This is a genomic window from Perlucidibaca sp., assembly GCF_057084925.1.
In genome coordinates, this window is sequence record NZ_JBXMRC010000027.1 from 47782 (window position 1) to 73405 (window position 25624).

The 25624-nt window shown below is 55.7% G+C and carries 26 protein-coding genes; 24 read left to right on the plus strand and 2 right to left on the minus strand.

Annotated features, from left to right (window positions below; all coding sequences use genetic code 11):
- The first annotated feature begins 46 nt into the window (after positions 1-46).
- Genes cysM through AC14IB_RS08050 form a run of 8 tightly spaced genes read left to right on the plus strand, consistent with a single transcriptional unit; the run spans position 47 to position 9177 of the window.
- Entirely contained in the window at positions 47-967 is a 921-nt protein-coding gene (gene cysM, locus AC14IB_RS08015) for a cysteine synthase CysM (protein ID WP_484231389.1), read from the plus strand.
- Entirely contained in the window at positions 964-1791 is an 828-nt protein-coding gene (locus AC14IB_RS08020; RefSeq protein WP_484231390.1) for a 3'-5' exonuclease, read from the plus strand. Before cysM ends, AC14IB_RS08020 begins: the two co-directional genes overlap by 4 nt.
- A gap of 46 nt (positions 1792-1837) precedes the next feature.
- On the plus strand, positions 1838-3214 hold the full coding sequence (gene rlmD, locus AC14IB_RS08025; RefSeq protein WP_484231391.1) for a 23S rRNA (uracil(1939)-C(5))-methyltransferase RlmD: 1377 nt from the start codon (positions 1838-1840) through the stop codon (positions 3212-3214).
- Between the two features lie 42 nt (positions 3215-3256).
- Entirely contained in the window at positions 3257-5530 is a 2274-nt protein-coding gene (gene relA, locus AC14IB_RS08030) for a GTP diphosphokinase (protein WP_484231392.1), read from the plus strand.
- Positions 5530-6393 carry a nucleoside triphosphate pyrophosphohydrolase gene (mazG, locus tag AC14IB_RS08035; RefSeq protein WP_484231393.1) on the plus strand — a complete coding sequence of 288 codons (864 nt, stop codon included), beginning with the start codon at positions 5530-5532 and terminating at the stop codon, positions 6391-6393. Before relA ends, mazG begins: the two co-directional genes overlap by 1 nt.
- Positions 6390-7394 carry a GTP 3',8-cyclase MoaA gene (moaA, locus tag AC14IB_RS08040; RefSeq protein ID WP_484231394.1) on the plus strand — a complete coding sequence of 335 codons (1005 nt, stop codon included), beginning with the start codon at positions 6390-6392 and terminating at the stop codon, positions 7392-7394. Before mazG ends, moaA begins: the two co-directional genes overlap by 4 nt.
- A 31-nt stretch (positions 7395-7425) precedes the next feature.
- Positions 7426-7962, plus strand: coding sequence for a molybdenum cofactor biosynthesis protein B (gene moaB, locus AC14IB_RS08045; RefSeq protein ID WP_484231395.1), 537 nt, complete (start codon positions 7426-7428; stop codon positions 7960-7962).
- 3 nt (positions 7963-7965) lie between these two features.
- Positions 7966-9177, plus strand: coding sequence for a molybdopterin molybdotransferase MoeA (locus tag AC14IB_RS08050; protein ID WP_484231396.1), 1212 nt, complete (start codon positions 7966-7968; stop codon positions 9175-9177).
- Between the two features lie 42 nt (positions 9178-9219).
- On the opposite strand, the gene AC14IB_RS08055 is transcribed toward AC14IB_RS08050, so the two are convergent.
- Complete coding sequence (locus AC14IB_RS08055; RefSeq protein WP_484231397.1) at positions 9220-9906, minus strand: outer membrane protein; 687 nt, start codon at positions 9904-9906, stop codon at positions 9220-9222.
- Between the two features lie 333 nt (positions 9907-10239).
- Between AC14IB_RS08055 and AC14IB_RS08060 the strand changes: the two genes are divergently transcribed.
- From AC14IB_RS08060 to AC14IB_RS08130, 15 genes are all read left to right on the plus strand, one after another.
- Positions 10240-11490, plus strand: coding sequence for an OprO/OprP family phosphate-selective porin (locus AC14IB_RS08060; protein ID WP_484231398.1), 1251 nt, complete (start codon positions 10240-10242; stop codon positions 11488-11490).
- A gap of 201 nt (positions 11491-11691) precedes the next feature.
- On the plus strand, positions 11692-13323 hold the full coding sequence (locus tag AC14IB_RS08065) for a CTP synthase (protein ID WP_484231399.1): 1632 nt from the start codon (positions 11692-11694) through the stop codon (positions 13321-13323).
- A 40-nt stretch (positions 13324-13363) separates the two neighbouring features.
- Positions 13364-14227, plus strand: coding sequence for a 3-deoxy-8-phosphooctulonate synthase (kdsA, locus tag AC14IB_RS08070; protein WP_484231400.1), 864 nt, complete (start codon positions 13364-13366; stop codon positions 14225-14227).
- 54 nt (positions 14228-14281) lie between these two features.
- A complete protein-coding gene (eno, locus tag AC14IB_RS08075; RefSeq protein ID WP_484231401.1) occupies positions 14282-15577 on the plus strand; it encodes a phosphopyruvate hydratase in 1296 nt (431 codons plus the stop codon).
- A 2-nt stretch (positions 15578-15579) separates the two neighbouring features.
- Positions 15580-16047, plus strand: a complete 468-nt coding sequence (gene ftsB / locus AC14IB_RS08080) for a cell division protein FtsB (RefSeq protein ID WP_484231402.1) — start codon at positions 15580-15582, stop codon at positions 16045-16047.
- Positions 16047-16754 (plus strand): 2-C-methyl-D-erythritol 4-phosphate cytidylyltransferase, encoded by a 708-nt coding sequence (gene ispD, locus AC14IB_RS08085; protein ID WP_484231403.1) that lies wholly within the window; start codon positions 16047-16049, stop codon positions 16752-16754. Before ftsB ends, ispD begins: the two co-directional genes overlap by 1 nt.
- A complete protein-coding gene (gene ispF / locus AC14IB_RS08090) occupies positions 16751-17248 on the plus strand; it encodes a 2-C-methyl-D-erythritol 2,4-cyclodiphosphate synthase (protein ID WP_484231404.1) in 498 nt (165 codons plus the stop codon). The genes ispD and ispF overlap by 4 nt, the downstream gene beginning before the upstream one ends.
- Entirely contained in the window at positions 17241-18332 is a 1092-nt protein-coding gene (gene truD / locus AC14IB_RS08095; protein ID WP_484231405.1) for a tRNA pseudouridine(13) synthase TruD, read from the plus strand. The genes ispF and truD overlap by 8 nt, the downstream gene beginning before the upstream one ends.
- Before the next feature lie 157 nt (positions 18333-18489).
- Positions 18490-19710, plus strand: a complete 1221-nt coding sequence (locus tag AC14IB_RS08100; RefSeq protein WP_484231406.1) for a tyrosine-type recombinase/integrase — start codon at positions 18490-18492, stop codon at positions 19708-19710.
- A 100-nt stretch (positions 19711-19810) separates the two neighbouring features.
- Positions 19811-20404, plus strand: a complete 594-nt coding sequence (locus AC14IB_RS08105) for a hypothetical protein (RefSeq protein ID WP_484231407.1) — start codon at positions 19811-19813, stop codon at positions 20402-20404.
- Positions 20404-20988, plus strand: a complete 585-nt coding sequence (locus AC14IB_RS08110; protein ID WP_484231408.1) for a hypothetical protein — start codon at positions 20404-20406, stop codon at positions 20986-20988. The genes AC14IB_RS08105 and AC14IB_RS08110 overlap by 1 nt, the downstream gene beginning before the upstream one ends.
- 86 nt (positions 20989-21074) lie before the next feature.
- A complete protein-coding gene (locus tag AC14IB_RS08115) occupies positions 21075-21263 on the plus strand; it encodes a helix-turn-helix transcriptional regulator (protein WP_484231409.1) in 189 nt (62 codons plus the stop codon).
- A gap of 13 nt (positions 21264-21276) precedes the next feature.
- Positions 21277-21693: a hypothetical protein gene (locus AC14IB_RS08120; protein WP_484231410.1), complete on the plus strand. Its 417-nt coding sequence runs from the start codon at positions 21277-21279 to the stop codon at positions 21691-21693.
- Between the two features lie 170 nt (positions 21694-21863).
- The gene (locus AC14IB_RS08125; RefSeq protein ID WP_484231411.1) at positions 21864-22658 is read left to right on the plus strand and encodes a hypothetical protein; all 795 of its coding nucleotides are present in this window, start codon (positions 21864-21866) and stop codon (positions 22656-22658) included.
- Complete coding sequence (locus AC14IB_RS08130; RefSeq protein WP_484231412.1) at positions 22651-24039, plus strand: replicative DNA helicase; 1389 nt, start codon at positions 22651-22653, stop codon at positions 24037-24039. The genes AC14IB_RS08125 and AC14IB_RS08130 overlap by 8 nt, the downstream gene beginning before the upstream one ends.
- 23 nt (positions 24040-24062) lie before the next feature.
- On the opposite strand, the gene AC14IB_RS08135 is transcribed toward AC14IB_RS08130, so the two are convergent.
- Entirely contained in the window at positions 24063-24557 is a 495-nt protein-coding gene (locus AC14IB_RS08135; protein ID WP_484231413.1) for a hypothetical protein, read from the minus strand.
- Between the two features lie 278 nt (positions 24558-24835).
- Here AC14IB_RS08135 and AC14IB_RS08140 point away from each other — a divergent pair, with 278 nt between their 5' ends.
- Positions 24836-25585: a hypothetical protein gene (locus AC14IB_RS08140; RefSeq protein WP_484231414.1), complete on the plus strand. Its 750-nt coding sequence runs from the start codon at positions 24836-24838 to the stop codon at positions 25583-25585.
- The last annotated feature ends 39 nt before the right edge of the window (positions 25586-25624 follow it).

The following is a 25624-nucleotide window of genomic DNA, read 5'->3' on the forward strand; positions in this document are numbered from 1 at the left end:
CGCTTTGTCTTTACAATCCGCCATCACATTCTGGAGCCTGCGCGCGATGAGCGATTATTCTGGTTCGACCCCTCGCTACCCGACCATTGCCGACACGGTCGGCAATACGCCACTGGTGCGCTTGCAGCGCCTGCCCGGCAATACCAGCAATACGATTTTGGTCAAGCTGGAGGGCAACAATCCGGCCGGCTCAGTGAAGGACCGTCCGGCGCTATCGATGATCACGCAGGCGGAGTTGCGCGGCGACATCAAGCCCGGCGATACGCTGATCGAGGCGACATCGGGCAATACCGGCATTGCGCTGGCGATGGCGGCGGCGATCAAGGGCTACAAAATGAAGCTGATTATGCCGGCGAACCAGAGCCAGGAGCGCAAAGATGCGATGGCGGCTTACGGTGCTGAGCTGATCTCGGTGAGCAAAGACGAGGGCATGGAAGGCGCGCGCGACCTTGCCATGCGCATGCAGAGCGAAGGTCAGGGCGTGGTCCTGAATCAGTTCGGTAACCTCGACAATCCGCGCGCTCACTATGTGGGTACGGGGCCGGAGATTTGGCAGCAGACGCAGGGCTCGGTCACGCATTTTGTCAGCTCCATGGGGACCACGGGCACCATCATGGGGACGTCGCGCTACCTGAAAGAACAAAATCCGGCGGTGCAGATCGTGGGTTTACAACCCTGCGAGGGCTCCGCCATTCCCGGTATCCGGCGCTGGCCTGAGGCCTATTTGCCCACGATTTTTGACCGCTCCCGCGTGGATTGGGTCATGGACATTGCTCAGCCCGAAGCAGAAGCGACCATGCGTCGTCTGGCGCGGGAAGAAGGCATTTTCTGCGGGGTGTCATCGGGTGGATCGGTTTGGGCGGCGCTCGAACTGTCAAAGCAGCTGGAGAATGCCGTTATTGTGGCCATCGTTTGTGATCGCGGTGATCGCTATCTGTCTACCGGCGTGTACGCGGAGCCCGCATGAATACCTTGGTGTTTGATATTGAAACGGTGCCCGACATCGCTGGCGGCCGTCGCCTCTATGGCCTAGAGGGGCTTGACGACGCAGCAGCCGGTGAGGCGCTGTTCAAACTGCGTCGGCAGGAAACCGGCGGCTCCGATTTCATCCGACATTCGCTGCAGCGCGTGGTCTGCATCTCGGCGGTGCTGCGTTCGCGCGATGGCGTGAAGGTCTGGTCGTTGGGCGATGAGTCGGAAAGCGAAGCGCAGATCATCAAGCGTTTTTTCGATGGTCTGGAGAAGACGCAACCGACACTGGTGTCGTGGAATGGCAGCGGTTTCGACCTGCCGGTGCTGCATTATCGCGCGTTGATTCACGGCATTCAGGCGCCGAGCTACTGGGATCAGGGCGAGCACAACCGCGACGCCAAGTTCAACAACTACCTCGGCCGCTTCCACTCCCGGCATACCGATTTGATGGACCTGCTGGCCGGCTATCAGGCCCGTGCCGTGCAGCCGCTGGATCAGGTTGCGACCCTGCTCGGCTTTCCCGGCAAGGCTGGTATGGACGGCAGTCAGGTCTGGCCGGCGTTTCTGGCCGGCGAGCTGAGCAAGATCCGCCAGTATTGCGAGACCGATGTGCTGAATACCTGGCTGGTCTGGTTGCGCTTTCAGTTCATGCGCGGCCAGCTCGACCAAGCCGGTCTCGATCTTGAGCTGAGACTGCTGCGCGAACTGCTGCAGGCCTCAGCGATGCCGCATCTGCAAGCCTTTCTGGCGGACTGGGATACGGCGCAAGCAGCGTTGCCCAGTCTCGATCTGCCGCTGAATCACCCGATCAATTCCTGATGTGACGGGCGTCATGCCCGTTCCCGCTACCCGAAAAGAGTTTGTTATGGCCCGAACCAATAAGCGTGAAAAACTGCGCGCCATGCCGCCCGTTGAACTAACGATTGACCGCCTCAGCCATGAAGGGCGCGGTATTGCTCATCGTGACGATGGCAAGATTGTCTTTGTCGATGGCGCTTTGCCTGGCGAACAGATCACGGCCCAGGTCACGTTCACGCACAAGAAATACGACGAAGCCTCGGTGCTGAGCGTGCAGTCGCCGTCGGCGCAGCGTGTGACGCCGCCGTGTGCGCATTTCGGCGTTTGCGGCGGCTGCTCGTTGCAGCACATGGACCCGGCCGCACAGATTGCTTTCAAGCAGACCGTGCTGGTCGATCACCTCCAGCATTTCGGGGGCATCAAGCCGCAGACCTGGCTGCCGCCGCTGACTTCGCCGGATCATTCCTATCGCCGCAAGGCTCGGCTCGGCGTGCGTTTCGTCATCAAGAAAGACAAGCTGCTGGTCGGCTTCCGCGAGCGTCAGGCCAGCTATTTGGCTGATCTCGATGCCTGTTTTGTCATGGACCCGCGCCTGGGTCAGAGCATCACGCCGCTGAAGCTGCTCATTGCCGGTCTGGCCGCGCGTGATCATATCGCCCAAGTCGAAGTGGCCGCAGGAGACGAGATAGATGGCCTGCCGTCGGTGGCGCTGATCTTCCGTAATCTCGTGGAGCTGGTGCCGGCGGATGCGCAGGCGCTCATCGATTTCTGTGCCTCGCGGAACTGGCAGTGCTATCTGCAACCGGGCAACTACGAAACGGTTCAGCGCATCTGGCCGGTTGAGGGCACGGATCGCCTGCATTACCAGCTGCTCGACTTTGTGGCGCCTACGGGCAACGGCCTGACCATGGCCTTCCATCCCAATGACTTCACCCAGGTTAACGCCGGCATCAACCAACGCATGGTGAAGTTGGCACTGGACTTGCTCGACCCGCAACCAGAAGACCGTGTGCTCGACCTGTTCTGCGGCCTTGGCAACTTCACCCTGCCGCTGGCCACTAGAGCTCGCGAGGTCGTTGGCGTGGAGGGTGTGGATGCCATGGTGCAGCGCGGTTACGAGAACGCGCGTGCCAACGGATTGAGCAATGTGTCGTTCTATGCTCAGGACCTGACCAAGGACTTCTCCGAGCAGCCGTGGGCGAGCCTGGGCTTTGACAAGATCCTGATTGATCCGCCGCGCAGTGGCGCGCTGGAAGTGATTCCGCATTTGGCGCGCTTTGGCGCTCAGCGTGTCGTCTATGTGTCATGCAACCCGGCTACGCTGGCGCGTGATGCCGGCGAAATGGACAAGGCCGGTTATGACCTTATTCAAACGGGGGTGATGGACATGTTCACGCACACCACGCATGTGGAGTCGATTGCGGTATTTGAAAAGCGCGCATAAGCGCCCCATTAAGGTGCAGAGCGTTTAGCTAGGGCGAGCAACATGGTAAAAGTCCGCGCAGATTACCCCACCCGGGATGACGGCAGCGTCGATCTCGCGGTGTGGCTGTCCCGCATTGAAGATCAGGTCGAGCTGCACGAGCCCGCCGAGCTTCTGCGCGCCTGCCAGTTTGCCGAGCAGCTCGATCGCGAAAACCTCGCCAAGCACAATGTCTGGATGACGCGTACGTCGAGCTTCCTGACCGGTCTGGCCATGGCCGACATCCTCGCCGAGCTCAACCTAGATCAGGATTCGCTGATGGCGGCGGTGCTCTATCGCGCCGTGCGTGAGGGCAAGGTCACGCTCAAGCGCATCGAGAAAGACTTCGGCGAAGATATTTCCACGCTGATTGACGGCGTCTTACGCATGGCGGCCATCAGCCGCTTAATTAACCCTGACCATCGCACGGTCGGCACCGAAGAGCAGCAGCTCGACAACATCCGCAAGATGCTGGTGGCGATGATCGACGATGTGCGCGTGCCGCTGATCAAGCTCGCGGAACGAACCTTCGCCATCCGCGAGCTGAAAGAAGCCAGCGATGAGCGTAAACGCCGCGTGGCGCGGGAAATTTTCGACATCTATGCGCCGCTGGCACATCGCCTCGGCATCGGCCACATCAAGTGGGAGCTGGAGGATCTGTCTTTCCGTTATCTGGAGCCGGAGGCCTACAGGCAGATTGCCAGCCTGCTCGACGAGAAGCGCCTGGATCGCGACGTCTACATTCAGCAAATTATTAAAACGCTGCATGACAATCTCGAGCGCATGGGTATGGGCGTGATTGAAGTCAGTGGGCGCGCCAAGCACATTTACTCTATTTGGCGAAAAATGCAGCGCAAAGGCATTGGCTTCCATGAGGTGTATGACGTGCGTGCCGTGCGCGTATTGCTGCCCGAGATTCGCGATTGCTATGCCGCTTTAGGCGTGGTGCATTCATTGTGGAAACACATTCCACGCGAGTTTGATGACTATATTGCGACGCCGAAAGAGAATGGCTATCGCTCCCTACATACGGCGGTTATTGGGCCTTCAGGTAAGCCCATTGAAGTGCAGATCCGCACGCACGACATGCATCAGGAAGCCGAGCTCGGTGTTTGTGCGCACTGGACTTATAAGGAAGGCAAGTCGTCCAAGGCTGACGCCCGCTACGAGAACAAGATTGCCTGGCTGCGGCAAGTCCTGGAATGGCAGGATGACATCGGCGATCAGCGTCTCGATGACATGGCTGTGCATTTCAACGAGGCCATCCACGACGAGCGTATTTATGTGTTCACGCGTGACGGCCATGTCATCGACTTGCAGGCCGGCGCTACGCCGCTAGACTTCGCTTACCACATCCACACCGAAGTCGGGCACGGTTGTCGAGGCGCGAAAATCAACGGCCGCATCGTGCCGATGACCTACAAGCTGCAGACCGGCGAGCAGGTCGATATCATGACCCAACGCGGCGGAACGCCAAGCCGCGACTGGATGAACCCCACGCTGGGCTATCTTGGCACGGGTCGGGCGCTGGCTAAAGTCCGGCATTGGTTTAAGCAGCAAGACCGTGAAGGCAACTTGGCCGAAGGTCGGGTATTGCTGGAGCGCGAGCTCAGTCGCTTAGGGATGTCGCTATCCAAAAGTGAGCTGGAGCGCATTGCGCCACGCTTTAATGTACGCACGGGCGATGATGTGCTGGTTGGCTTGGGTGGCGGCGACTTGCCGCTGGCGCGTATCACGCATGCCCTGACCGATGGCCTAGATCAAACCGCCCAACACGAGCTTGCCTTACCCGAGCTAATGCTGCGTCCCGCACGCAAGAACGACACGAGTTCAGCCATTACGATTGAGGGCGTGGGTAACTTGCTCACGCAGATCGCCGGTTGCTGTAAACCGGTGCCGGGTGAGCCTATTGTGGGCTTTGTGACCCATACGCGCGGTGTCAGCATTCACGCTCGTGCCTGTCCGGAGTATCTGCGACTGGCTCAGGACGAGCCAGCTCGGACGGTCGATGTACAGTGGCAGGCACGGGAAAGCGGTGCCTACCCGGTGGATATCTTGGTGCGTGCGTGGGATCGTACCGGCTTGTTGCGCGATATCACGGCGGTGCTGGCGAATGAGCAGGTTAACGTCACGGGTGTGCAGACGCAGTCCGACAAGCAGGATGGCACCGCGACTATGCGGTTAACGCTAGAGGTGCCGGGGCTGTCGAAACTCTCGCGTGTGCTAACACGCATTGAGCAGCTGCCCAATATCATGGAAGCTCGACGCCTCACGGAACATCGCAGTGGTAGCTTTTGATGACTGAATCTACGGTGAAGCCTATTCGTCCCGTGGCAACGCCAGCGCTGCAGCGCTTGCTGCACATCATGGCGAGATTGCGCGACCCCGAGCAGGGCTGCAATTGGGATCTGGCGCAAACACCCGCCACGCTCGCGCCTTACACCATTGAAGAAGCTTACGAAGTTATTGATGCCATTGCCCGTGGCGACTCGGCGGATTGGCGTGAAGAGCTGGGAGACTTGCTCCTACAGGTAGTCTTCCAAGCACAGCTGGCTCAGGAGCAGGGCTTATTCGATTTTGATGCGGTGGCGCAGTCCATCGCGGATAAGTTAGAGCGTCGGCACCCCCATATTTTTCGCGATGGCCGTTTGGATTTGCCCCGGCTCGACCTGACCGCAGATGAAGTGAGCGCGCAATGGGGCGTGATCAAGGCGCAGGAAATGGCCTTGAAGGCGGCGGCGCACGGTGGCGAGCTGCCACCGGCTGCATTTCTCGACAAGGTCGGTGCCGGGTTGCCACCATTGCTGCGAGCAGAAAAGCTGCAGGCGAGGGCGAGCGAAGTCGGCTACGACTGGAACGATCCGCGTGCGGTCATCGCCAAGCTGCGTGAAGAGATTGACGAGTTAGAGGCCGCGCTCGATGAGCAGTTGCCGCAAGCCGCCTTGCAGGACGAGCTGGGCGATATCCTCTTTTGCTGCGTCAACATCGGCCGCCATTTGCAGGTAGACAGCGAGCAGGCCCTGCTCGGTGGCATTGCTAAGTTTCGCCGCCGCTTCGGACATATCGAACAGCAGCTCAGTGCCAAAGGCATGGCGCTGACAGAGGCTAGCCTCGATAATATGGAAGCGCTCTGGCAGGATGCCAAGCAGGCCGGCCTTTGACTGAGCTATACGCACCCCCACTCATCGATCCGTTCCAGCGCGAGATCCGCTATCTGCGCATTTCGGTGACAGATCGCTGCGACTTCCGTTGTGTCTATTGCATGGCCGAAGACATGAAGTTCCTGCCGCGCAGTGAGGTGCTGTCGCTGGAGGAGATCGAGCGCCTGGCGCGCGTGTTTGTCGGGCTGGGCGTGCGCAAGATTCGTCTCACCGGCGGCGAGCCCCTGGTGCGACGTGGACTGACAGATCTGGTACGCCAGATTGCGCAGATTCCGGGCTTGGATACGCTGGCAATCACCAGTAATGGCGCCCGTCTTGCCGCGCAAGCTGAGGCGTTACGACAGGCCGGCTTGCAGCAAATTAACATCAGCTTAGATAGTCTTGATCCCGACCGTTTTCATGCCATGACCCGCACCGGCGAGTTGGCCGATGTGCTCGCCGGCATCGACGCCGCCATCGCTGCCGGCTTCCCGCGCATCCGCCTAAACGCAGTCATCTTGCAGGGCCGCAACGATCAGGATGTGCTGGCGCTGGTCACCTTTGCGCTGGCAAAGGGTATCGACCTAGCGTTTATCGAGGAGATGCCGCTGGGCGCCATCGACGACCATGATCGTGCTGAAACCATGCTGACGAGTGCCGCCTTGCGCGCCATGATCGAACCGCACCATGCCTTGTTGCCTGAGGGCGCGGATTATCGCAGCGGGCCGGCGACCTATTATCGTGTCGCTGGCAGCCAGACTCGGCTCGGCTTTATCTCGCCGCACAGCCACAATTTCTGTGGCGACTGCAATCGGGTCAGGCTAACAGCCGAAGGGCGCTTGCTGCTCTGTCTCGGCCACGAGCACAGCCTAAATCTGCGTGCACCGATGAGAGCCGGCGCCAATGATGGCGAGCTGGCTGACATGATTCGGCAAGCCTTGTTGCGTAAGCCTGAGCGCCACGAATTCGATCTTGCTGGCGAGCCCCAGATTGTGCGATTCATGAACATGACCGGTGGTTAAGGCCATCTTCATACCGAAAAAGAGAACCGAAATGAGCGCTGAAAAATCGTTTGTGCCGCTGCAAGTTGCCGTCCTGACTGTTTCCGATACACGCAGTGTAGACACCGATACGTCCGGTCAGTATTTGGTCGAGCAGTTGCAGCAAGCCGGACATGTCTTAGCCGCGAGGGTGATCGTTAAGGATGATATTTATCAAATTAGAGCTCAGGTCTCGACGTGGATTGCCAGTGAAGACGTTCAGGCCGTGATTCTCACCGGCGGAACCGGCTTCTCGGGGCGCGATAGCACGCCCGAAGCCATCACGCCGTTGTTAGACAAAACCATCGAAGGCTTTGGCGAATTGTTCCGCCACATTTCCTACTTGGAAATTGGCACCAGCACGCTGCAATCACGCGCACTGGCCGGGTTGGCCAATCGTACAGCCATCTTCTGTGTGCCTGGTTCTACGGGTGCCTGTCGCACGGCGTGGGAAGGCATTCTGAGCAGCCAGCTGGATAGTCGTCATCGTCCCTGTAATTTGGTGCCGCACCTGAAGACCGCGGTCGCTGCCTGCGATACGCGAGGCTAAGTCATGGCACTGATGTCGGTAGATGAGGCGTTAACTCACCTCACGGCTGCAGGCTTATCTTATCAGCAGTCAAGGCCGGTACGAACAGAGTCACTGCCGTTGCTTGATGCCCTTGGCCGCCGAGTTGCGCAGGATATCATGGCGCCTATTCCTGTCCCGCCCGAGCGCAATAGCGCGATGGATGGCTATGCGTTTGCATGGGCAGACGCGTTGGCAGCCGAATCACTTGTGGTAAGTCAGCGTATCCCTGCCGGGGTGGCGCCTATGCCCTTATTGCCGGGTACAGCGGCTCGTATTTTTACGGGCGCAGTGATACCAGAAGGTGCAGACACCGTTGAAATGCAAGAAAACTGTGACGAGAGCCAGGGCCGCGTTCAGCTTCTGACTGCAACTCGACGGGGTGCCAACATTCGTGAAGCAGGCGAGGACATTGCCCGAGATAGTTTGTTGTTAGCGGCGGGAACTCGATTGGGCGCAGCCGAGCTAGGTCTATTGGCCTCTGTCGGCATGGCGAACGTTAACGTCTTGATGCCGTTAACCGTGGCGATTGTGTGCACAGGGAACGAGTTGGTGGCGCCGGGTGATTCCTTGGCAGCAGGCCAGCGCTATAACAGTAATGAAACCATGTTGGCGGCCTTGTTAAACCAATACGGGTGCTCGCTGATTCTATTGCCTGTAGTAGAGGATACCTTGGTTGCAACCGAGCAGGCCTTATTGCAAGCGCTAACCCGAGGAGCAGACCTTGTGATGACCACAGGGGGTGTTTCGGTGGGTGAAGAAGATCATCTTCGGGCAGCGGTTGAGCGTTTAGGTCGACTGAATCTTTGGAAAGTCGCTATTAAGCCGGGCAAGCCGCTGGCGTTCGGAGACATTCAAGGCGTGCCCATCCTAGGGCTTCCCGGTAACCCCCAATCGGTTTGGGTGACTTATCATATTCTGGCGCTCCCCTTTATTCGCGCCCTGCAAGGCGACCCAGCAGTGCCGTTAAGCATGTGTTTGCCTGCTGGATTCGAACGGCTTAAAGCGCAAGGTCGTCGTGAATATTTGCGTGTAAGAGTTGTATCAGATGCCGATGGAAATCAACGCGTCGTTCCGCATCCCCAGCAAGGGAGTGGTGCATTAACTTCTGCGGCGTGGTCGGACGGATTTGCCGTCGTCGAAGCGAATACGACGGTGATGCGTGGGCAGTCGGTGGCGTTTATCCCCGTAAAATAAAACGGGCTACCGAAGTAGCCCGCTCGTCAGCCAGTCAACGTATTAGAACGTGTAGCGACCACCAATACGGAGGGTGTCGAGCTCCAGCTCAATTTTGGGTAGTGTAAGTGGTGAACCACCAGCGTTGCGTTCGAGATCAGTGAGTCTATATTCCACGAAGCCTGCGAAGTTCTTAGTGACATCATAGGAAGCACCTACTGTGTACTCCAAACCATCCACACGCTTGTCAGCCAGTTTGCCGACGTTCAAATAACCAATTGAGGCATAGACGTTGGTGTTTGCCATGACGTTGGCATTAATACCTACCGTGGCCGCATAGCCATTTAATGTTGCGCCAACCCCTAAGTCCTTGGTGAGACCAATGCCCACATTGGTGTGCTCAAGGCTACTGGTGACACTGTATTGATCATTGAGCTTGTGGTTGTAGCTCAGGCCAATACGCGTTTCATTGAGCTTTTGCGAGCCACCTATAAAGCCAGCAAGTTGGTTGTTTTTCAATTTAGAGCTTTGGTGCATGGCAATCATGGAAAAGCCCTTACCCAATTCGGCTTTGCCACGAATGCCGTAGCCACTGCCATCAAATTTGAGTTTTTGTGGGATGGGACCTAAACCCCCGGCAACTTCAGCCTCTGCATCATTGTCAATGTAGAACAGATCCACGGAGCCGCCGGCAAAGGCGGTCATGGGAGCTAAAGCTAATGTGCTTAACGCAAGAAATTTTTTCAGCATATTGGTTTCCTCGGTCTAGCCACGCACGTTGGTGGTGCACAATTTTTCGCGTATGCCACACAAAAGTGCAACATTATTTGTTTCAGCTTTGAAACAAATGCGATAAGCGGATCAAAATTGAGACTGAGTGGTCATGATCGGAGCAATACGCCTTAAAAATAGTTTCGGTGCCTGTAAACCATCGTAAATGTCATCAATTCGTCACATTACTGACGCGGAGCTGTCATTTTTGCTGCTAATACTACGCCCAACCCAAAAGCAGAGCTCTTATCGAGCTGTGCGGGTACGGCCGGCGTCGGTCGACACTACTTGCTCAATGATTGAGGTAAAACCATGAAACTCGTAATCAAATCGTTAGCGCTGGCGATCGCCGCAGCTGGTCTGGCCGCTCCGGTCATGGCCGATACCGCTACTACCAAGGGTGGTTTTCAAATCAAGTCGGATGACGGCAACTTCGAAGCTAAGCTCGGTGGCCGTATTCATTTTGATGGCAATTTTTACACTAGCGAAAAGGATATCGCGGCAGCTGGTGCAGACAACGTTGGTACAGACAAGAAGAACAGCCAGTTTTTCTTCCGTCGTGCTCGAATAACGATCGAAGGTCGTGCTTACGACTACACCTACAAGTTTGAAAACGACTTTGCTAACTCCAAGGATGACACTGCCAAAACAAACGAAGGCATCCGTGAAATGTGGATCGGTCGCCAAGTCATGGGCAACAAAAATCTGCGTCTAGGTCAGGCCAAGCCTTACCGTGGCATGGAAGAGCTGACCAGCTCCAACGAAATCACCTTCATGGAGCGCCCACTAGCTACAGCTTCGGGTATTTATAACAACCAGTTCACTACCGGTGCTTTCTTAGACGGTTCTGGTGAAGGTTACGGTTACGGTGTTTCGGTTTACACGCCACGTTCGGTAGATGCTGCAGAAACTCAGGGCTTGGGTGTGAACGCTCGTGGCTTTATCGTACCGCTGCGCACTAACGGCAACTTGATCCACATTGGTTTGAGTGCATCGCAGGACAACTTTGAGACCAATACAACCAAAAAAGACCCTCGAATCGTTGGGCGGGAAAATGGTCTGACCACAGGTCTCTTGATAGCTGATAAGGCATATAACGAGCAAAGCACAATTGCAGCTGAGTTGGCTGCTCGCTTCGGTGCATTCTCGGTGCAGGGCGAATATGCCAAGGCTGCTTTTGAAGATAATCGTGCGGGTGTTACCAACGTTGCTGATAACGACCTCGAAACCTACTATGTTCAGGCCAGCTACTTCCTGACCGAGCACACCAAGCCATATGACTTCAAGAAGGGTGTGTTCAAATCGCCAAAGCTGAACGGTGAAGAGGGCGCTATTGAGCTCAAAGCTCGCTACGATGTTATTGAAAATAAGGACATCAAAGATAATAAGGCTTCGGTTTATACATTAGGTGTGAACTACTATGCCACGCCAAATACACGCTTCATGATCGAGTATGTGAAGGGTGAAACGGATGTAGACATTACAAAAACATCAGCTCCTGTTTTTGCCTCTAATGACCGTGAAGCTTCCGCCATCACAGCCCGTGCCCAGTTCAACTTCTAAGTTCTACTGAAAACGCGGTTGTGTTGCAAAGAAAAGGCCCTTCGGGGCCTTTTCTGTTTTTGATTGTCGAGTGTTCGTAGTTTCCGCATCAAAACGACGCCCTGTCTCCCGTCTTTTCGCGGCGCGTGATAACATCCTGTCCCGTCTTTGTACCTGCTTTCGGCGGGTGCGCCGTGATCACGCAAGCTGTCTGGAAAGTTCATGACCAAATTCATTTTTGTCACTGGTGGTGTGGTGTCTTCGCTGGGCAAAGGCATTTCTGCCGCCTCGCTGGCCGCCATTCTGGAAGCTCGCGGTCTGTCGGTCACGATGATCAAGATGGACCCCTACATCAATGTCGATCCGGGCACCATGAGCCCGTACCAGCACGGTGAAGTCTTCGTGACCAGCGATGGCGCCGAGACTGACCTCGATCTCGGCTATTACGAGCGCTTCCTGCGTCATTCGAAAATGACCAAGAAGAACAACTTCACCTCTGGCCGTATTTACCTCGATGTGCTGCAAAAAGAGCGTCGTGGCGATTACCTCGGCGGCACGGTGCAGGTCATTCCGCACATCACCGACGCCATCAAGCAGCGCGTCCGTGAGGGCGCGCGCGGCCATGACATCGCCATCGTCGAGATTGGCGGCACCGCGGGTGACATCGAATCTCAACCGTTTATGGAAGCCGTGCGCCAGATGCGCATTGAGCTGGGCTATCAGGGCTCGTTGCTGATGCACCTGACGCTGATTCCCTACATCGCCTCGGCGGGTGAGCTGAAAACCAAGCCAACGCAGCACTCGGTGAAGGAGCTTCGCTCCATCGGTCTGCAGCCGGATATCCTGATCTGCCGCTCCGAACACCCGGTGCCGAATGAGTCCCGCCGCAAGATCTCGCTGTTCACCAATGTTGAAGAGCGCGCGGTCATCATCGCGCAAGATGCCAAGAGCATTTATCAGATCCCGCGCCGTTTCCACGAGCAAGGTCTGGATGATTTTGTCATTGAGCGCCTGGGCTTGAGTGCGCCTGTCGCAGATCTCGGCGATTGGGATGTGGTGGTGGACGGCCTGCTCAATCCAGAGCGCGAAGTCACCATCGCGATGGTTGGTAAGTATGTTGAGCTGGCCGATGCTTACAAGTCGGTCAACGAAGCCTTGCTGCACGCGGGTATCCAGAATAAGAGCAAGGTCAAGATTCGCTATATCGATGCCGAATCGATTGAGCAAGAAGGTACCGGTGCACTGACTGATGTAGACGGCATTTTGGTGCCCGGCGGCTTTGGCGATCGCGGCACCGAGGGCAAGATTGCCACGGTTAAGTTCGCCCGTGAAAATCGCGTGCCTTACTTAGGCATCTGCTTGGGGATGCAGGTGGCGGTCATTGAGTATGCTCGTCATCTGGCTGGCTTGGCCGATGCTAACTCGAGTGAACTAAAGGCTGGCTGTGCGCATCCGGTCATTGGCTTGATCACTGAGTGGAAAACCGAAACCGGAGATGTGCAGCGCCGTGATGCCGAGTCCGATTTGGGCGGCACCATGCGTCTGGGCGCGCAACTCTGCCATTTGGTGCCCGGCACACTGGCGCACAAAACTTATGGCAGTGACAGCATTACCGAGCGTCATCGTCACCGTTATGAAGTCAACAATACCTATTTGCCGCAGCTGGAAGCCGCTGGCCTGTGCATTTCTGGTTTCAGCGCTGATAAGTCGTTGGTTGAGATGGTCGAAATTCCTGACCACCCGTGGTTCCTGGCCTGCCAATTCCACCCGGAGTTCACCAGTTCGCCACGTACCGGTCATCCCTTGTTTTCGGGGTTTATCGGCGCAGCCTTGACGCATGCAGGTAAGGCCTGAATAACGTCTCAGCAATCGCATAATTAAAAAGGACGCCGTGATGACACAGCAGAACGCTTCGACGCAAAAAACGATCCGTTTGGGTCAGATCGAGATGAACAATAACAAGCCCTTCGTGCTTTTTGGCGGCATGAATGTCTTGGAGTCACGCGACTTGGCGATGCAGATCTGCGAGACCTATGTCACGGTCACGCAAAAGCTCGGCATTCCCTATGTGTTTAAGGCGTCTTTCGACAAGGCTAACCGCTCTTCGGTTAGCTCCTATCGCGGCCCGGGTCTGGATGAAGGCCTGAAGATCTTTGAAGAGATCAAAAAGACCTTCAATGTGCCCATCATCACCGATGTGCACGAGCCCTATCAGTGCCAGCCGGTCGCCGAGGTTTGCGACATTATCCAGCTGCCTGCGTTCCTGTCACGCCAGACCGATCTGGTGGTGGCCATGGCCAAGACCGGCGCGCTCATCAACATCAAAAAAGCACAGTTCTTGGCCCCGAAAGAGATGGGTCATATCCTGTCCAAATTTGAAGAGGCCGGTAACGACAAGCTCATTCTCTGCGAGCGCGGGTCGTCGTTCGGTTACAACAATTTGGTCGTGGACATGCTCGGCTTCGGCATCATGAAGCAGTTTAACTACCCGGTATTTTTTGATGTGACGCATGCCCTGCAGATGCCGGGCGGCTTGCCGAACGCGGCTGGCGGTCGTCGCGCACAAGTCACCGAACTGGCGCTGGCCGGCATGACGCAGAAACTGGCAGGCTTGTTCTTGGAAGCGCATTCAGATCCGGAAAAGGCCAAGTGCGACGGCCCTTGCGCGCTGCGTTTGTCACAGCTCGAAGGCTTCCTCAGTCAGGTCAAGGCGGTTGATGATCTGGTCAAGAGCCTGCCGGTGCTGGACACCCATTAATTTGATTTTTCCCGCTGTGTGCGGGTTTACTTTTGCATGAACTGGAGCAGTAGCATGGCGATTATTGTCGATATTCGGGGTCGTGAAATCATGGATTCACGCGGCAACCCCACGGTTGAAGCGGATGTCATTCTCGACAACGGCATGATGGGTCGCGCCACCGCACCCAGCGGCGCATCCACCGGTTCGCGTGAAGCACTGGAACTGCGAGATGGCGATAAGGCGCGCTACCTCGGCAAGGGTGTACTCAAGGCCGTCGCCAACATCAACGGCCCGATCCGCGAGCTGCTGGTCGGCAAGAGCGTGTTCGACCAGTCCGGTCTCGACCATGCCATGATCGCCCTCGATGCCACTGAGACGAAGTCGAACCTCGGTGCAAACGCTATCCTCGCGGTGTCGTTGGCTGCTGCTAAAGCGGCCGCGCAAGCCAAAGGTCAGCCGCTATACGCCTACATCGCTTCGCTGCGCAGCAACACCCAATTCACCATGCCCGTACCGATGATGAACATCATCAACGGCGGCGAGCACGCCGACAACACCGTCGACATCCAGGAGTTCATGGTTGAGCCCGTTGGCTTCACCTCGTTCGCCGAAGCCCTGCGCTGTGGCGCCGAAATTTTCCATGCGCTCAAGGGCGTGCTGAAGAAGCGTGGCCTGAGCACTTCCGTTGGCGACGAAGGTGGCTTTGCGCCGAACCTGAGTAGCAATGAAGAAGCGCTACAGGTCATCGTCGAAGCCATCGGCCTAGCCGGCTACAAGGCCGGCGAGAATGTCATGCTGGCGCTGGACTGCGCAGCTTCCGAGTTTTATCACGATGGCAAGTACGTGCTTGAGGGCGAGGGCGGTAAGGCCTTCACCTCGGCCGAGTTCGTCGACTATCTCGCCGGCCTGTGCGACCGCTACCCGATCATCTCCATCGAGGATGGCCTCGACGAGTCCGACTGGGCCGGCTGGAAAATTCTCACCGACAAGCTTGGCCACCGCGTTCAGCTCGTGGGCGATGACCTGTTCGTGACCAATCCGAAGATCCTGCAGAAGGGCATCGACCAGGGCGTGGGCAATTCCATCCTGATCAAGTTCAACCAGATCGGCTCGCTGACCGAGACGCTGGATGCCATCTACCTGGCCAAGGCCAATGGCTACACCACGGTGATCTCGCATCGCTCCGGTGAAACTGAAGATGCCACCATCGCTGACCTCGCTGTCGCCACCGGTGCCGGCCAGATCAAGACCGGCTCGCTCTGCCGTTCCGACCGCGTCGCCAAGTACAACCAGCTGCTGCGTATCGAGCAGGAACTGGACTACAGCGCACCGTATCGCGGCAAGGCTGAATTCAAAGGTCTTAACTAAGCATGACGCCCACGTCCAGCCTCGGTCGTTTATTGTTGTGGCTGGCAGCGGGCGTCTTTTTAGTGCTGCAGTTCAAGCTCTGGTTTGGCGAAGGCGGTATTGTGGATGTGCATCGCATTAAGCAGTCCGTTGCCGTCCAACAAGCTGAAAATCTCATTCTGCGTCAGCGGAATGCTGTCTTAGAGGCAGAAGTGAATGACCTGAAAAATGGTCAGGCCGCCATTGAAGAGCGAGCCCGACTCGACTTGGGCATGATTAAGGACGATGAGACGTTCTATCTGGTGACCGGCAAGGCGCTGGCGGGTTCAGTCACTGCCGATAACGCGACGCCCAAACCGGCCACACCGGCTCATGTTTCCGGTCAAAAAGCCCTGGTAACAAAAGCGGTTGTAACGCCGCCCTCCGACTTAAAGCCGGTCACGGTGGCGCCATTGACGCCGAGTTCGCCCATCCCCTCGGGTCAGCCTTAATGGCGTTTCATGCGGTAATCCCTGCTGCCGGCGTTGGCAAGCGCTTTGGTAGTAGCGTGCCTAAGCAGTACTTAGCCCTCGCGGGTAGCTGTATTCAAACGCATACCCTAGATCGCTTATCGGCAATGCCGGAGTTGTCGCTGCTGGTAGTGGCGGTTTCTGCTGAAGATACTCAGGCGTATGGGTTGCCCTACGCACAGCCACAGCGCTTGCAGTTTGTGCATGGGGGTTGTGAGCGTATGGACTCGGTGCTGGCAGGATTGAAGGCGCTGCAGACTCAAGGAGCAGCGCCTTCGGACTGGGTGCTGGTGCATGATGTTGCAAGGCCTTTGGTGCGTCCGGCCGATATCCGAAAGCTCATGTCGGTATTGCAAGAAGACGCTGTCGGGGGCATTTTGGCCAGTCCGGTACGGGACACCATGAAGCGGGGTTCTACTCAAGGTATTGTCGCCACCGTGGATCGTGAGCAGCTTTGGCACGCCTTAACCCCCCAAATGTTCCGACTCGATGCGCTACGGCAGGCACTCTTAGCAGCTAAAAGTGATGCCGCTATCGTGACAGATGAAGCCTCTGCGATGGAGCGTCTGGGCTATCAACCGAAGTTGGTTGAGGGCGCGCGGGACAATATCAAAATCACCTTTCCTGAAGATTTGGCCCTGGCAGAACTGCTGTTAGCGGAGCAACTACGCACGGGAGCGTTGTCATGAGTAAATTATTTCCACGTGTCGGTCACGGCATTGATGTGCACAAGTTTGGTGAAGGGAGTTCGGTCACATTAGGCGGCGTGAACATTGCGCATGACCAAGGCCTGATCGCGCATTCCGATGGTGACGTGGCCCTGCATGCGTTGGCCGATGCACTGCTGGGTGCCTTGGCATTGGGCGATATCGGTAAGCACTTTCCCGACACCGATCAGGCCTATGCCGGAGCGGATAGTCGTGCATTGCTCCGGCATGTGCTTACGCTGGTCCTCAATCAAGGCTACACCGTGGGTAATGTCGACATCACCGTGTTGGCAGAGCGCCCCAAGTTAGCCCCTCATATTGCACTGATGCGTGAGTGCATAGCCGATGATCTCAATATTTTGCCCTCACAAGTCAGCGTGAAAGCCACCACCACAGAGCAATTAGGCTTCGTAGGTCGCCGTGAAGGAATTGAGGCTCATGCTGTGGTGATGTTGTGGCCAACCTGCGATGAGTGATCTTCCAGCGCCAGTATTAAGCTCGGGCCCTTGCCCGTCGCCGTGGGGCGAGCCCGTGGCTCAGGCGCGACTGAAAGCGCATCCCGAAGACTTTGTGGTGGAGGAAGTGCTGGGCTTCGAGCCCACCGGCGAAGGTGAGCATTTGTGGCTGTGGGTCGAGAAACGGGGCATGAATACCGATGCAGTTGCTCGCGAACTAGCTGCGCGTCTCGACGTATCTGCTGCACTCGTTAGCTTTTCCGGCATGAAGGATAGGCAAGCTTTAACACGCCAGTGGTTCAGTGTGCATACCCCGACTACGTGGTTGCTGGATGATGCATGGCTCAGCACAGACCATGGCGATTTTCGTGTTCTGCGTGCGCTGCGAGGCGCGCGTAAACTGCGCAGAGGTGTCCACGATGCCAACCAATTTCGCATCACCTTACGTGACGTTCGAGGGGATGTCGCTGACATCGAGGCACGCTTAAACCTCCTCGCCGCTGAAGGCGTTGCCAACTACTTTGGGCCGCAGCGATTTGGTCATGGCGGACGTAATATTGGCCAGGGTTTGGCGTTGCTAGCCAGTCGCCGCTCGGGACGAGCTCGTCGGCGCGATAATCGAGAAAACTTGTGGATGTCTGCGATTCGCTCAGCCTTATTCAATCAAGTTTTGGCAGAGCGTGTGCGCAACAAGACATGGGCTAGCTGTTTGCCCGGTGATGTTTTGCAGTTAGATGGTCGCTCGGCGTTATTTACGCCGGATGTATTGGATGCGGACATTTCACCGCGCTTAGCTCGGGGGGAAATACACCCCACAGGCCCACTGCCCGGGGATGGCGCCCAAGTGATCTCAGGGGAAGCACTCGCGCTAGAGCAGCACATCCTAGCGCCATGGCAGGCGACCTGTGATGACCTGGCGTTGCTGCGTATTCCCGTCCAACGACGCGCACTCAGGCTGCGCTTACGATCACCGCAGTGGCAGTGGACATCACCCGACACGTTAGTGATTGAGTTTGCGTTGACCGCTGGTGCATTCGCGACCAGCGTGTTGCAATCGCTGGCAGTTCTAGAAGAAGGGCAGCTTGATGCGATTTCTGCTGAGTAACAAATATTTGCTTCCGGACTTGTCCGTAACCATCCATATCTATAGCTAAGCTTCTGTTTTTGTCAGGAATTTATTTCCGTATTTCTCCGCAGTCTTCCGCTGCTATCCAATAAAAATGCGGGTATATTGAGGGGTATCTGAACGCAGGTACTCTCTCATGCCGCTCACTGACACAAAGATCCGGCAAGCCAAGTCAGGCTCCAAGCCACAGAGGATCACTGATGGCGGAGGTCTCTATATTGAGATTACTGTCCAAGGAACCAAGCTTTGGCGGTACCGCTATCGCATAGACATGAAAGAGAACGTCTTTGCGATTGGTGAGTATCCTGAGTTTGGTTTGGCTGATGCGCGTCGAGAGCGTGATGAGGCTAGGCTGCTGGTGAAGCAGGGCATACATCCGGCTCACCATCGTCGTGAGCAGAGAGAGCTTGCTGCCAGTGATCGCCTCAACAGCTTCCAAGCGATCGCAGACGATTGGATGGCTGTGCGTCTGAAGAAGCAACATCGCTCAGAAAAGTACCTCGGTGCCATCAGGGCATCATTGGTGAAGCACGCTTATCCAGACCTTGGGCGCATGGCCATCAAAGCGGTCAAGCCAGCACATGTGCTGAAGATCATGAAGCGGCTAGAGGTGGCTGGTCACGAAAGCATGGCGATCAAGGTTAAGGGTTGGATTTCGCAGGTATTCAGCTACGCCATCATCAAGGGTCTGACGGATAACGACCCGACATACCCGCTGAAAAACGCCATTGAGCGACCAAAAACCACTCATGCAAGGCCTTTGAGTCCAGTTGAGATTGCTGATCTGGCAGGGCGCTTGGCGCGCTACAAAGGGCGCATTGAGACGGTAAAGGCCATCCAGTTTCTGTTGTATGTCTTCCCGCGCCAAGCAGAACTGAGAGCCGCTAGGGTTGGCCAGTTTGATTTGAAGGCTGCTCGTTGGGATGTGCCGGCCGAAATCATGAAGATGGGCGATATGCACATTGTGCCGCTGAGCACGCAGGTGGTTCAGTTGCTCGGCGAGCTGATTCCCAAAAATGCCAAGCCAGGGGATTTGGTTTTCCCTGGTTCAGATGGCAAGAGCAGCATGAGCGTCTCCACGATCAATGCAGCGCTGCGCTACATGGGCTATGCACCTAAAGAGATCACTGGGCATGACTTCCGTGCCACGGCATCTACACATCTGAATGAGCTTGGGTACAGGTCTGATCTGATCGAACGCCAGATGGCGCATAGCGAGCGCAACCAGGTGAGAGCGGCATACAACCATGCTGAGTACCTGAAAGAGCGGCGAGAAATGATGCAGTCATGGGCTGACTACATTGATGCTGTGAGTGACAACGACTCAAAGGTTATTCCGATATATCGGAGCGTTTGACGCTCTACCAAATTGCCTGGCCTAGCTCGACGGAGTGAAAGCGCGCATCCCTGGCGCGTTGGTCAGGCAACCTAACTCAGGGCTCGCCTAGGGGGCGATCATGTCAACAGTCGATAAATCAGGTGCTTGGAATCAAATTAGGCTGTTGCGCGACCTGCTCGAAGGAAGCGATGACCTAGAAATAGTTCGGCTGCGAGAGTCATGGACGCTACTTGTGGATAGCAAAATGACGATGGATCGTAGCGAAGAGCTTGAAATGCTTCACTTCAGCCCAGCCACTTATATGGCTAGACTTGTGAGAAAAGGCCTGTATCCGCCACCTGAGCTGATGCTGTGGCTGGCTGGCCAAATTGACGAGTATATGGAGGCAAAAGGTGAGAAAAATCTTGAGATTTTACTCTTCGGAGACAAGACAAGGGGCCGACAGGGTGGTGTTTACGCTGCGCGCGAGAGAGCTGTAAAAGACCGATTTGACTTGATTTTGAAGCTAGGTGTTATTCGAAAGAAGACCCCAGGCATTTCCTTGAAGCACGCGATGGAGATGGCTTTCGATGTTGCTGATGAGGTAGTTGGCCAAGAGATTGATATTGATGTGAAACTGAAAACACTCAGGGATCATGGCTATACCCATGAGTTGTTCACACATATCGATCATGATCTTTGGTATTTCGAGGTGAATGAGGATAAGCGCTAGTGGTAAGTCAAGATTTGCTCTCCGGCCATTTGCAGCATCTAGCAGCCTTGGAGGCTGGCCTTTCTTCAGTGCCTGCTCACAGTAAGCTAGAGAAGGCATGGGATGTCACGATGCAGCGCTTTGAGTTTAGCCCCGAAGGCGTTTCATTGAGGGGTGATCGACCATCATTTGGCTCCTATGCTGACAATCCGCTGTTGGCGTTTTCTGCAATTTTGAAAGAGGGCCTGTATCCGCCACCTGAGCTGATGCTGTGGCTTTGCGCTGTCTTTCATGAGTACTTTGAGGCTGGCGGCAGGAAAGGCATTGAAGAGGGCTTTTTTGGTGAGATCAGGCCGAGCAGGGGTGGCGGGATATTCGCCCATCGAATTAGCCGTGATCGCGACCTGGCAAGGCTGATTCAGGATTTGGAAGACCTCATATTTACGGATCCATCCGAGCACAGTATTAGAAGCGCTCTGGAAGTGGCGCGGCCTGAGTATTCGTCAAAAGTGATAGACAGCTTGCTTCACCGCTTACGCGTGCTTGGTCTAAATCAAGAAAACTGGATTGATGTGCTTAGGCCTGAATTGCCACGGAGTTTTTAACGCTATTTAACACCGTGACGTTAGTTTTGCTGAGCAGTAAAAAGCCACTGTACGCAGCAATCCGCTGCAGACCACTGGTGATTAACATGCAAAAGCTACTTCGCATTGATGCTGTAATTGAAACAACAGCTATCCGAAAAAGTTCAATTTACTCCCGCATAAAATCTGGAACGTTTCCCAAGCCTGTGAAGATCGGCTTCGCGTCCGCGTGGTTGGAAAGTGAGGTCCAAGAGTGGGTTCGTCAGCGAGTATCTGATAGCCGGCGTGCGGCTTAAGGAGGAGGCTGATATGACTATTCAAAAGATGCCCTCGCTTGGCGGCAACCAAGCAGAGGGCTTACAACAGAGCACCAACAGCTCAAATTCTAACACTGCAATGACAGCATTGCGCTACCCCCGCCCGTGCTCACTTCACGGCCGCATGCTTGCACGCTTGTTGTCAGGTCGCGGATACACCGCACTGGATCACTGGAAAGAATGTGGCAGTAATGTGGCCGCTGACGCAGCTCGAAAACTGCGTCGAATGGGGTGGCCTGTAATAACCACTGATCGACATGTGAAGAATCGTGACTCACTTAACGGCGAGTCTGACATCGGTGTGTACAGTTTATCTGAGGCTGCTATCAACGCCGCTGGTAAAGATGGGCGATCCTTCATTATCGAGTGTCTTCGTATAGAGGCTTTGGCCATGCGAGGTGCTGCATGAAGAGCCCTGTTATCAAGAGGCCAGCAGATCTCCGCCTCACTATTATCATCAGGCATAGCGACCGCCAGCCCCGGTACTCAGTCACCTGGACGGGTGAACCGGAAGAGTTTACTCGTCTGCAGTTGAGCCAAACATTTCGCATCATCCTTCAAGCACTGGCGGGGTGAGGCATGGCGCGCATCCGAACTGTGAAACCAGAGTTTTGGACCAGCACGCAAATCGTCGAATGCTCGATGACTGCTCGGCTACTCTTCATTGGCATGTGGAATTTTTGCGACGACGGGGGGATTCATGTAGCAGATTGCCGGCGCCTAAAAATGGAGATTTTTCCCGGGGATGACATCCTTGCGATAGATGTTCAGAAGCTAGTGGATGAGCTGGTCTTGGCAAAACTACTTTATGAGTACGAGGTGGGAGGCCAGAAATACTGGCAGGTGACAGGCTGGAGCCATCAAAAGATCGACAAGCCGAGCTTCAAACACCCGAAACGACCGGCTCTATATGAGGAGTCGACTGAGCATGGGCGGAAAGAAGGAGATCAATCGACGAATGATCTCCTACCCCTAGGCGAGCGCCAGCCCCCGGAAGGGAGTCTAAAGGAGTCTAAGGGATGGGATGTTGATAAAAAGATAGCAGCACCATTTGGCGAGTCAGATCACAAAATTGACCCCACGGGGTTTTGCGAAGCAGTGATTGACCGCTATCAGGCCCATTGGCAAACCAAGCCGCCCTGTGATTTCCCAACGATCCAGAAAATTCTGACGCACATCGAGCGGCACCCTGTGGCGGCGAACTTGGGCTGGTGGGGCTGGTACTTCGAGTTCGCCCGTACGGACGAATTCCTGATTGGTCATAAGCGCCCCGGGTTTGTGGCCAGCTTGAGCTACTTGCTCAAGCCTGAAACGTTGGCGCTGATTATCGAAGCAGGCCAGCGAGCCGCACTTGCGGAGGTGAGCAATGGATAAATCAATTCGGCTGCATGACAGCGATTCAGAAGCGGTAGTGCTGTCGGGCCTGATGGAGTCTGCGGTCTCCTTGGACCAAGTGAGTGAACTGCTGGAGCCTAGCGATTTTGCAGACTCTCGCAATCGTCTGATCATGTCGGCTATATCAAGCTTGGATGCGCGACACATGTCGGTTGATGCGGTTAGCGTTGCAAGCTATCTAACGACAGCAGGTGAGGACTTCGGCGGCATCGCTTATCTCGGCGCCCTTATTGGCAACACGCTGCGCGTAAACGTCATGGGGCATGTTAAGCAAGTTCGCGATCTATCCCGATTACGACGCTTGGTGGTGGCCATCAGAAAGGCAGAGGCTGGCTTAAGCAACGATGCTTCGCCTGCTCAGCAGGCCGAGCAATGTGCTGAAATTATTTTGTCCGCTGTCAGCGAAGCCAGCGACGAAGACGGCAAGCTGCTGCACGAGATCGGCAGTGAGTGGCTGGAGCACCTGACGGAGGTTTATGAGTCTGGTGGTGGTATCACTGGTTTAAGCACCGGGTTTCCTGAGTTAGACAAGGCCATGCGCGGATTGCACGGTGGCGAGCTAATCATCTTGGCCGCTAGGCCAGGAATGGGTAAGTCTGTGCTTGCAATGAACATCGCCGCCAATGTGGCAAAGTTTGGTCGCGCTGTGTATGTCAGCAGTTTAGAGATGCCACGACTTGAGCTAATGTCGCGATTGGCTGCGGCGGAGGCTGGTGTTGATTATGGAAAAGTCCAGTCTGCAGACTTAGTTGAGATTGGCCCCCGACTACAAGGATTTGTCAGCAGCATCAGGAGTCGATGCCTGATGATCGATGACCGGGCGAATATGAGCATTCCCCGATTACGTGCAAGCCTAAAGAGATTTAAGCGCCGGACAGGCAATCTTGATCTTGTAGTGATCGACTACCTGCAATTGCTCACAAGTACTGGCAACGGACGATATGAGCAAGTCAGCGAGATAAGTCGCTCACTCAAGGTGTTGGCGATGGAGCTGAATGTTCCGATCATCTGTTTGTCGCAGCTTAACCGCGAGCTTCAGCAGCGCCCTAACAAAAGACCAGTGCTGTCTGATCTGCGCGACTCTGGATCGTTGGAGCAGGATGCTAATGCCGTTTTGTTTCTCTATCGAGAGGCTGCTTACAGCGACAATCTGCAGCACCCATGGGTGACGGAGCTGATAATTGCCAAACTGCGTCATGGCCGAATCGGCACCATCCCTTTAATTGAACAATTCAATCACTGCAGATTTCTGTCGGCTGACCAGCAGGCGCTACCAGAGAACTGGCGGGCTATGACAGCGAAGCCGGAGAAGCAGCTTACGCAGAAGTCCTTTGTGGCGGAGTGGAGGCCACCCGGGTGAGGGGTGCTTTAGCAGGTGTCAGTCTAGTCAGCTTCACTGGCTTTTGATGCCTCGATGTAGGTCACATCATAGCTCCAAGTCATTGTTTCCATCGACTCAGGTGCTATCCCATTCAGCGATACGAGCTCATCGAAGTCGCGTGCTTGCCCGGGTGGGATGGTTGCGGATATGTGCTCATCACTTTCAGCAACGATAGCGCAGTTGGTATTGGGCTTGTCTTGGCAGTCACTAATCGAGACTTTGATCCCAATTGAAGTTACGGCGAAGGCTTTCGAGAGGTTGAAGGCCCTTCCTGTGACCCGCCAATAGCCCGTAGATGACGGGCTCAGGAGGGCATTCTCGAGGCGAATCTCTTTGGGTGCGACAAGCTCTCGCGACTCAGCCCTTTCATGACGCTCCCAGAGGTCTTGAAAGAATAGGTAGCCGCCAATGATCGCAACGCTTCCGATGACAAAGATGCGAAAGCGCTTTGAAAACACCACGAGCAAAACCGCCGCAAACCCGACTACCCACTCCATGGCGCTCTCCGTTTACCTGGGTCCGCAATCGATTAAGCCGCGGAATTAAATGCGTCGTTTAACACCGTGCAAAGCGACATGCATTGCTTGATTGTTGCCTTCAAAGAAGGAGAAAACAACATGATGCAAATTTCAAATGATGAGCGGCTAAGCGAGACTGACTTATTGGCGATAGAGCCTGGCAAGCTCATGAGAGCTGGAAATGCTTCCAGGCAGCCTCTGCAGCCACGAAATACACACTGCGAAACCTATTACACAGCTTGGATCGGAGACTGATCATGGTTGCAGCAGTAGCAATAGGCGGTGCGGTTGTTGGGGGCGCTGTATCCAGCAGGGCGGCATCTAAGGGTGCAAAGGCACAAACCAGCGCAGCCAATCAGGCTAACGAAACTGAGCGCTACATCTACGACCAGACCCGCGAAGACCAGATGCCTTGGCAGGATGCCGGACGGGCAGGGCTTAACTCGCTTATGGGCTTGTATGGCTTTGAGCAGAAGCCGGTACCCGGCACGGGCAAAGCGGCGGTGCCTGGAACGCCAGCGGGTCCAGGCTTATTAGGCGCATTTTTTAATCCAGCAAAGCCCGGTGAAGCAGCAATTCCTCCCGATATGGAATGGCAGCGAGCAGCCAATCCTAGTGGCGTTGCCAATTCCTTCATGACCATGGACCCCGGTTACCAGTTTCGACTGCGTGAAGGTCAGCGCAACCTGGAAAACAGCGCCGCTGCTCGCGGAGGCCTGATGTCGGGCAACTTCCTCAAAGCTACCACCAAGTACGGTCAGGACTACGGCGCCAATGAGTACGCGAACATCGCAAATCGCTTAGGCCAGCTTTCCGGTGTGGGGCAGTCGGCGAATTCGCAACTGCAGCAGGCAGGGCAAAACTACGCCAACGCCTATGGCCAGAATGTTCAGAACGCTGGCGCTGCAAGAGCTTCGGGCTATGCCGGACAAGCAAATGCGATTACCGGCGCTCTGAGCACCGGGCTTAACGCTTATGGCGCTTACAAAAATGGCTTTTTTGGCTGAGGTAAATCATGGCATATGACATCGCAGGCGCTCTGCAGC

Coding starts and splice junctions, on each gene's coding strand:
- cysM (WP_484231389.1), top strand. CDS start 47: ATGAGCGATTATTCTGGTTCGACCCCTCGCTACCCGACCATTGCCGAC.
- AC14IB_RS08020 (WP_484231390.1), top strand. CDS start 964: ATGAATACCTTGGTGTTTGATATTGAAACGGTGCCCGACATCGCTGGC.
- rlmD (WP_484231391.1), top strand. CDS start 1,838: ATGGCCCGAACCAATAAGCGTGAAAAACTGCGCGCCATGCCGCCCGTT.
- relA (WP_484231392.1), top strand. CDS start 3,257: ATGGTAAAAGTCCGCGCAGATTACCCCACCCGGGATGACGGCAGCGTC.
- mazG (WP_484231393.1), top strand. CDS start 5,530: ATGACTGAATCTACGGTGAAGCCTATTCGTCCCGTGGCAACGCCAGCG.
- moaB (WP_484231395.1), top strand. CDS start 7,426: ATGAGCGCTGAAAAATCGTTTGTGCCGCTGCAAGTTGCCGTCCTGACT.
- AC14IB_RS08050 (WP_484231396.1), top strand. CDS start 7,966: ATGGCACTGATGTCGGTAGATGAGGCGTTAACTCACCTCACGGCTGCA.
- AC14IB_RS08055 (WP_484231397.1), bottom strand. CDS start 9,906: ATGCTGAAAAAATTTCTTGCGTTAAGCACATTAGCTTTAGCTCCCATG.
- AC14IB_RS08060 (WP_484231398.1), top strand. CDS start 10,240: ATGAAACTCGTAATCAAATCGTTAGCGCTGGCGATCGCCGCAGCTGGT.
- AC14IB_RS08065 (WP_484231399.1), top strand. CDS start 11,692: ATGACCAAATTCATTTTTGTCACTGGTGGTGTGGTGTCTTCGCTGGGC.
- kdsA (WP_484231400.1), top strand. CDS start 13,364: ATGACACAGCAGAACGCTTCGACGCAAAAAACGATCCGTTTGGGTCAG.
- eno (WP_484231401.1), top strand. CDS start 14,282: ATGGCGATTATTGTCGATATTCGGGGTCGTGAAATCATGGATTCACGC.
- ftsB (WP_484231402.1), top strand. CDS start 15,580: ATGACGCCCACGTCCAGCCTCGGTCGTTTATTGTTGTGGCTGGCAGCG.
- ispD (WP_484231403.1), top strand. CDS start 16,047: ATGGCGTTTCATGCGGTAATCCCTGCTGCCGGCGTTGGCAAGCGCTTT.
- ispF (WP_484231404.1), top strand. CDS start 16,751: ATGAGTAAATTATTTCCACGTGTCGGTCACGGCATTGATGTGCACAAG.
- truD (WP_484231405.1), top strand. CDS start 17,241: ATGAGTGATCTTCCAGCGCCAGTATTAAGCTCGGGCCCTTGCCCGTCG.
- AC14IB_RS08100 (WP_484231406.1), top strand. CDS start 18,490: ATGCCGCTCACTGACACAAAGATCCGGCAAGCCAAGTCAGGCTCCAAG.
- AC14IB_RS08105 (WP_484231407.1), top strand. CDS start 19,811: ATGTCAACAGTCGATAAATCAGGTGCTTGGAATCAAATTAGGCTGTTG.
- AC14IB_RS08115 (WP_484231409.1), top strand. CDS start 21,075: ATGCAAAAGCTACTTCGCATTGATGCTGTAATTGAAACAACAGCTATC.
- AC14IB_RS08120 (WP_484231410.1), top strand. CDS start 21,277: ATGACTATTCAAAAGATGCCCTCGCTTGGCGGCAACCAAGCAGAGGGC.
- AC14IB_RS08125 (WP_484231411.1), top strand. CDS start 21,864: ATGGCGCGCATCCGAACTGTGAAACCAGAGTTTTGGACCAGCACGCAA.
- AC14IB_RS08130 (WP_484231412.1), top strand. CDS start 22,651: ATGGATAAATCAATTCGGCTGCATGACAGCGATTCAGAAGCGGTAGTG.
- AC14IB_RS08135 (WP_484231413.1), bottom strand. CDS start 24,557: ATGGAGTGGGTAGTCGGGTTTGCGGCGGTTTTGCTCGTGGTGTTTTCA.
- AC14IB_RS08140 (WP_484231414.1), top strand. CDS start 24,836: ATGGTTGCAGCAGTAGCAATAGGCGGTGCGGTTGTTGGGGGCGCTGTA.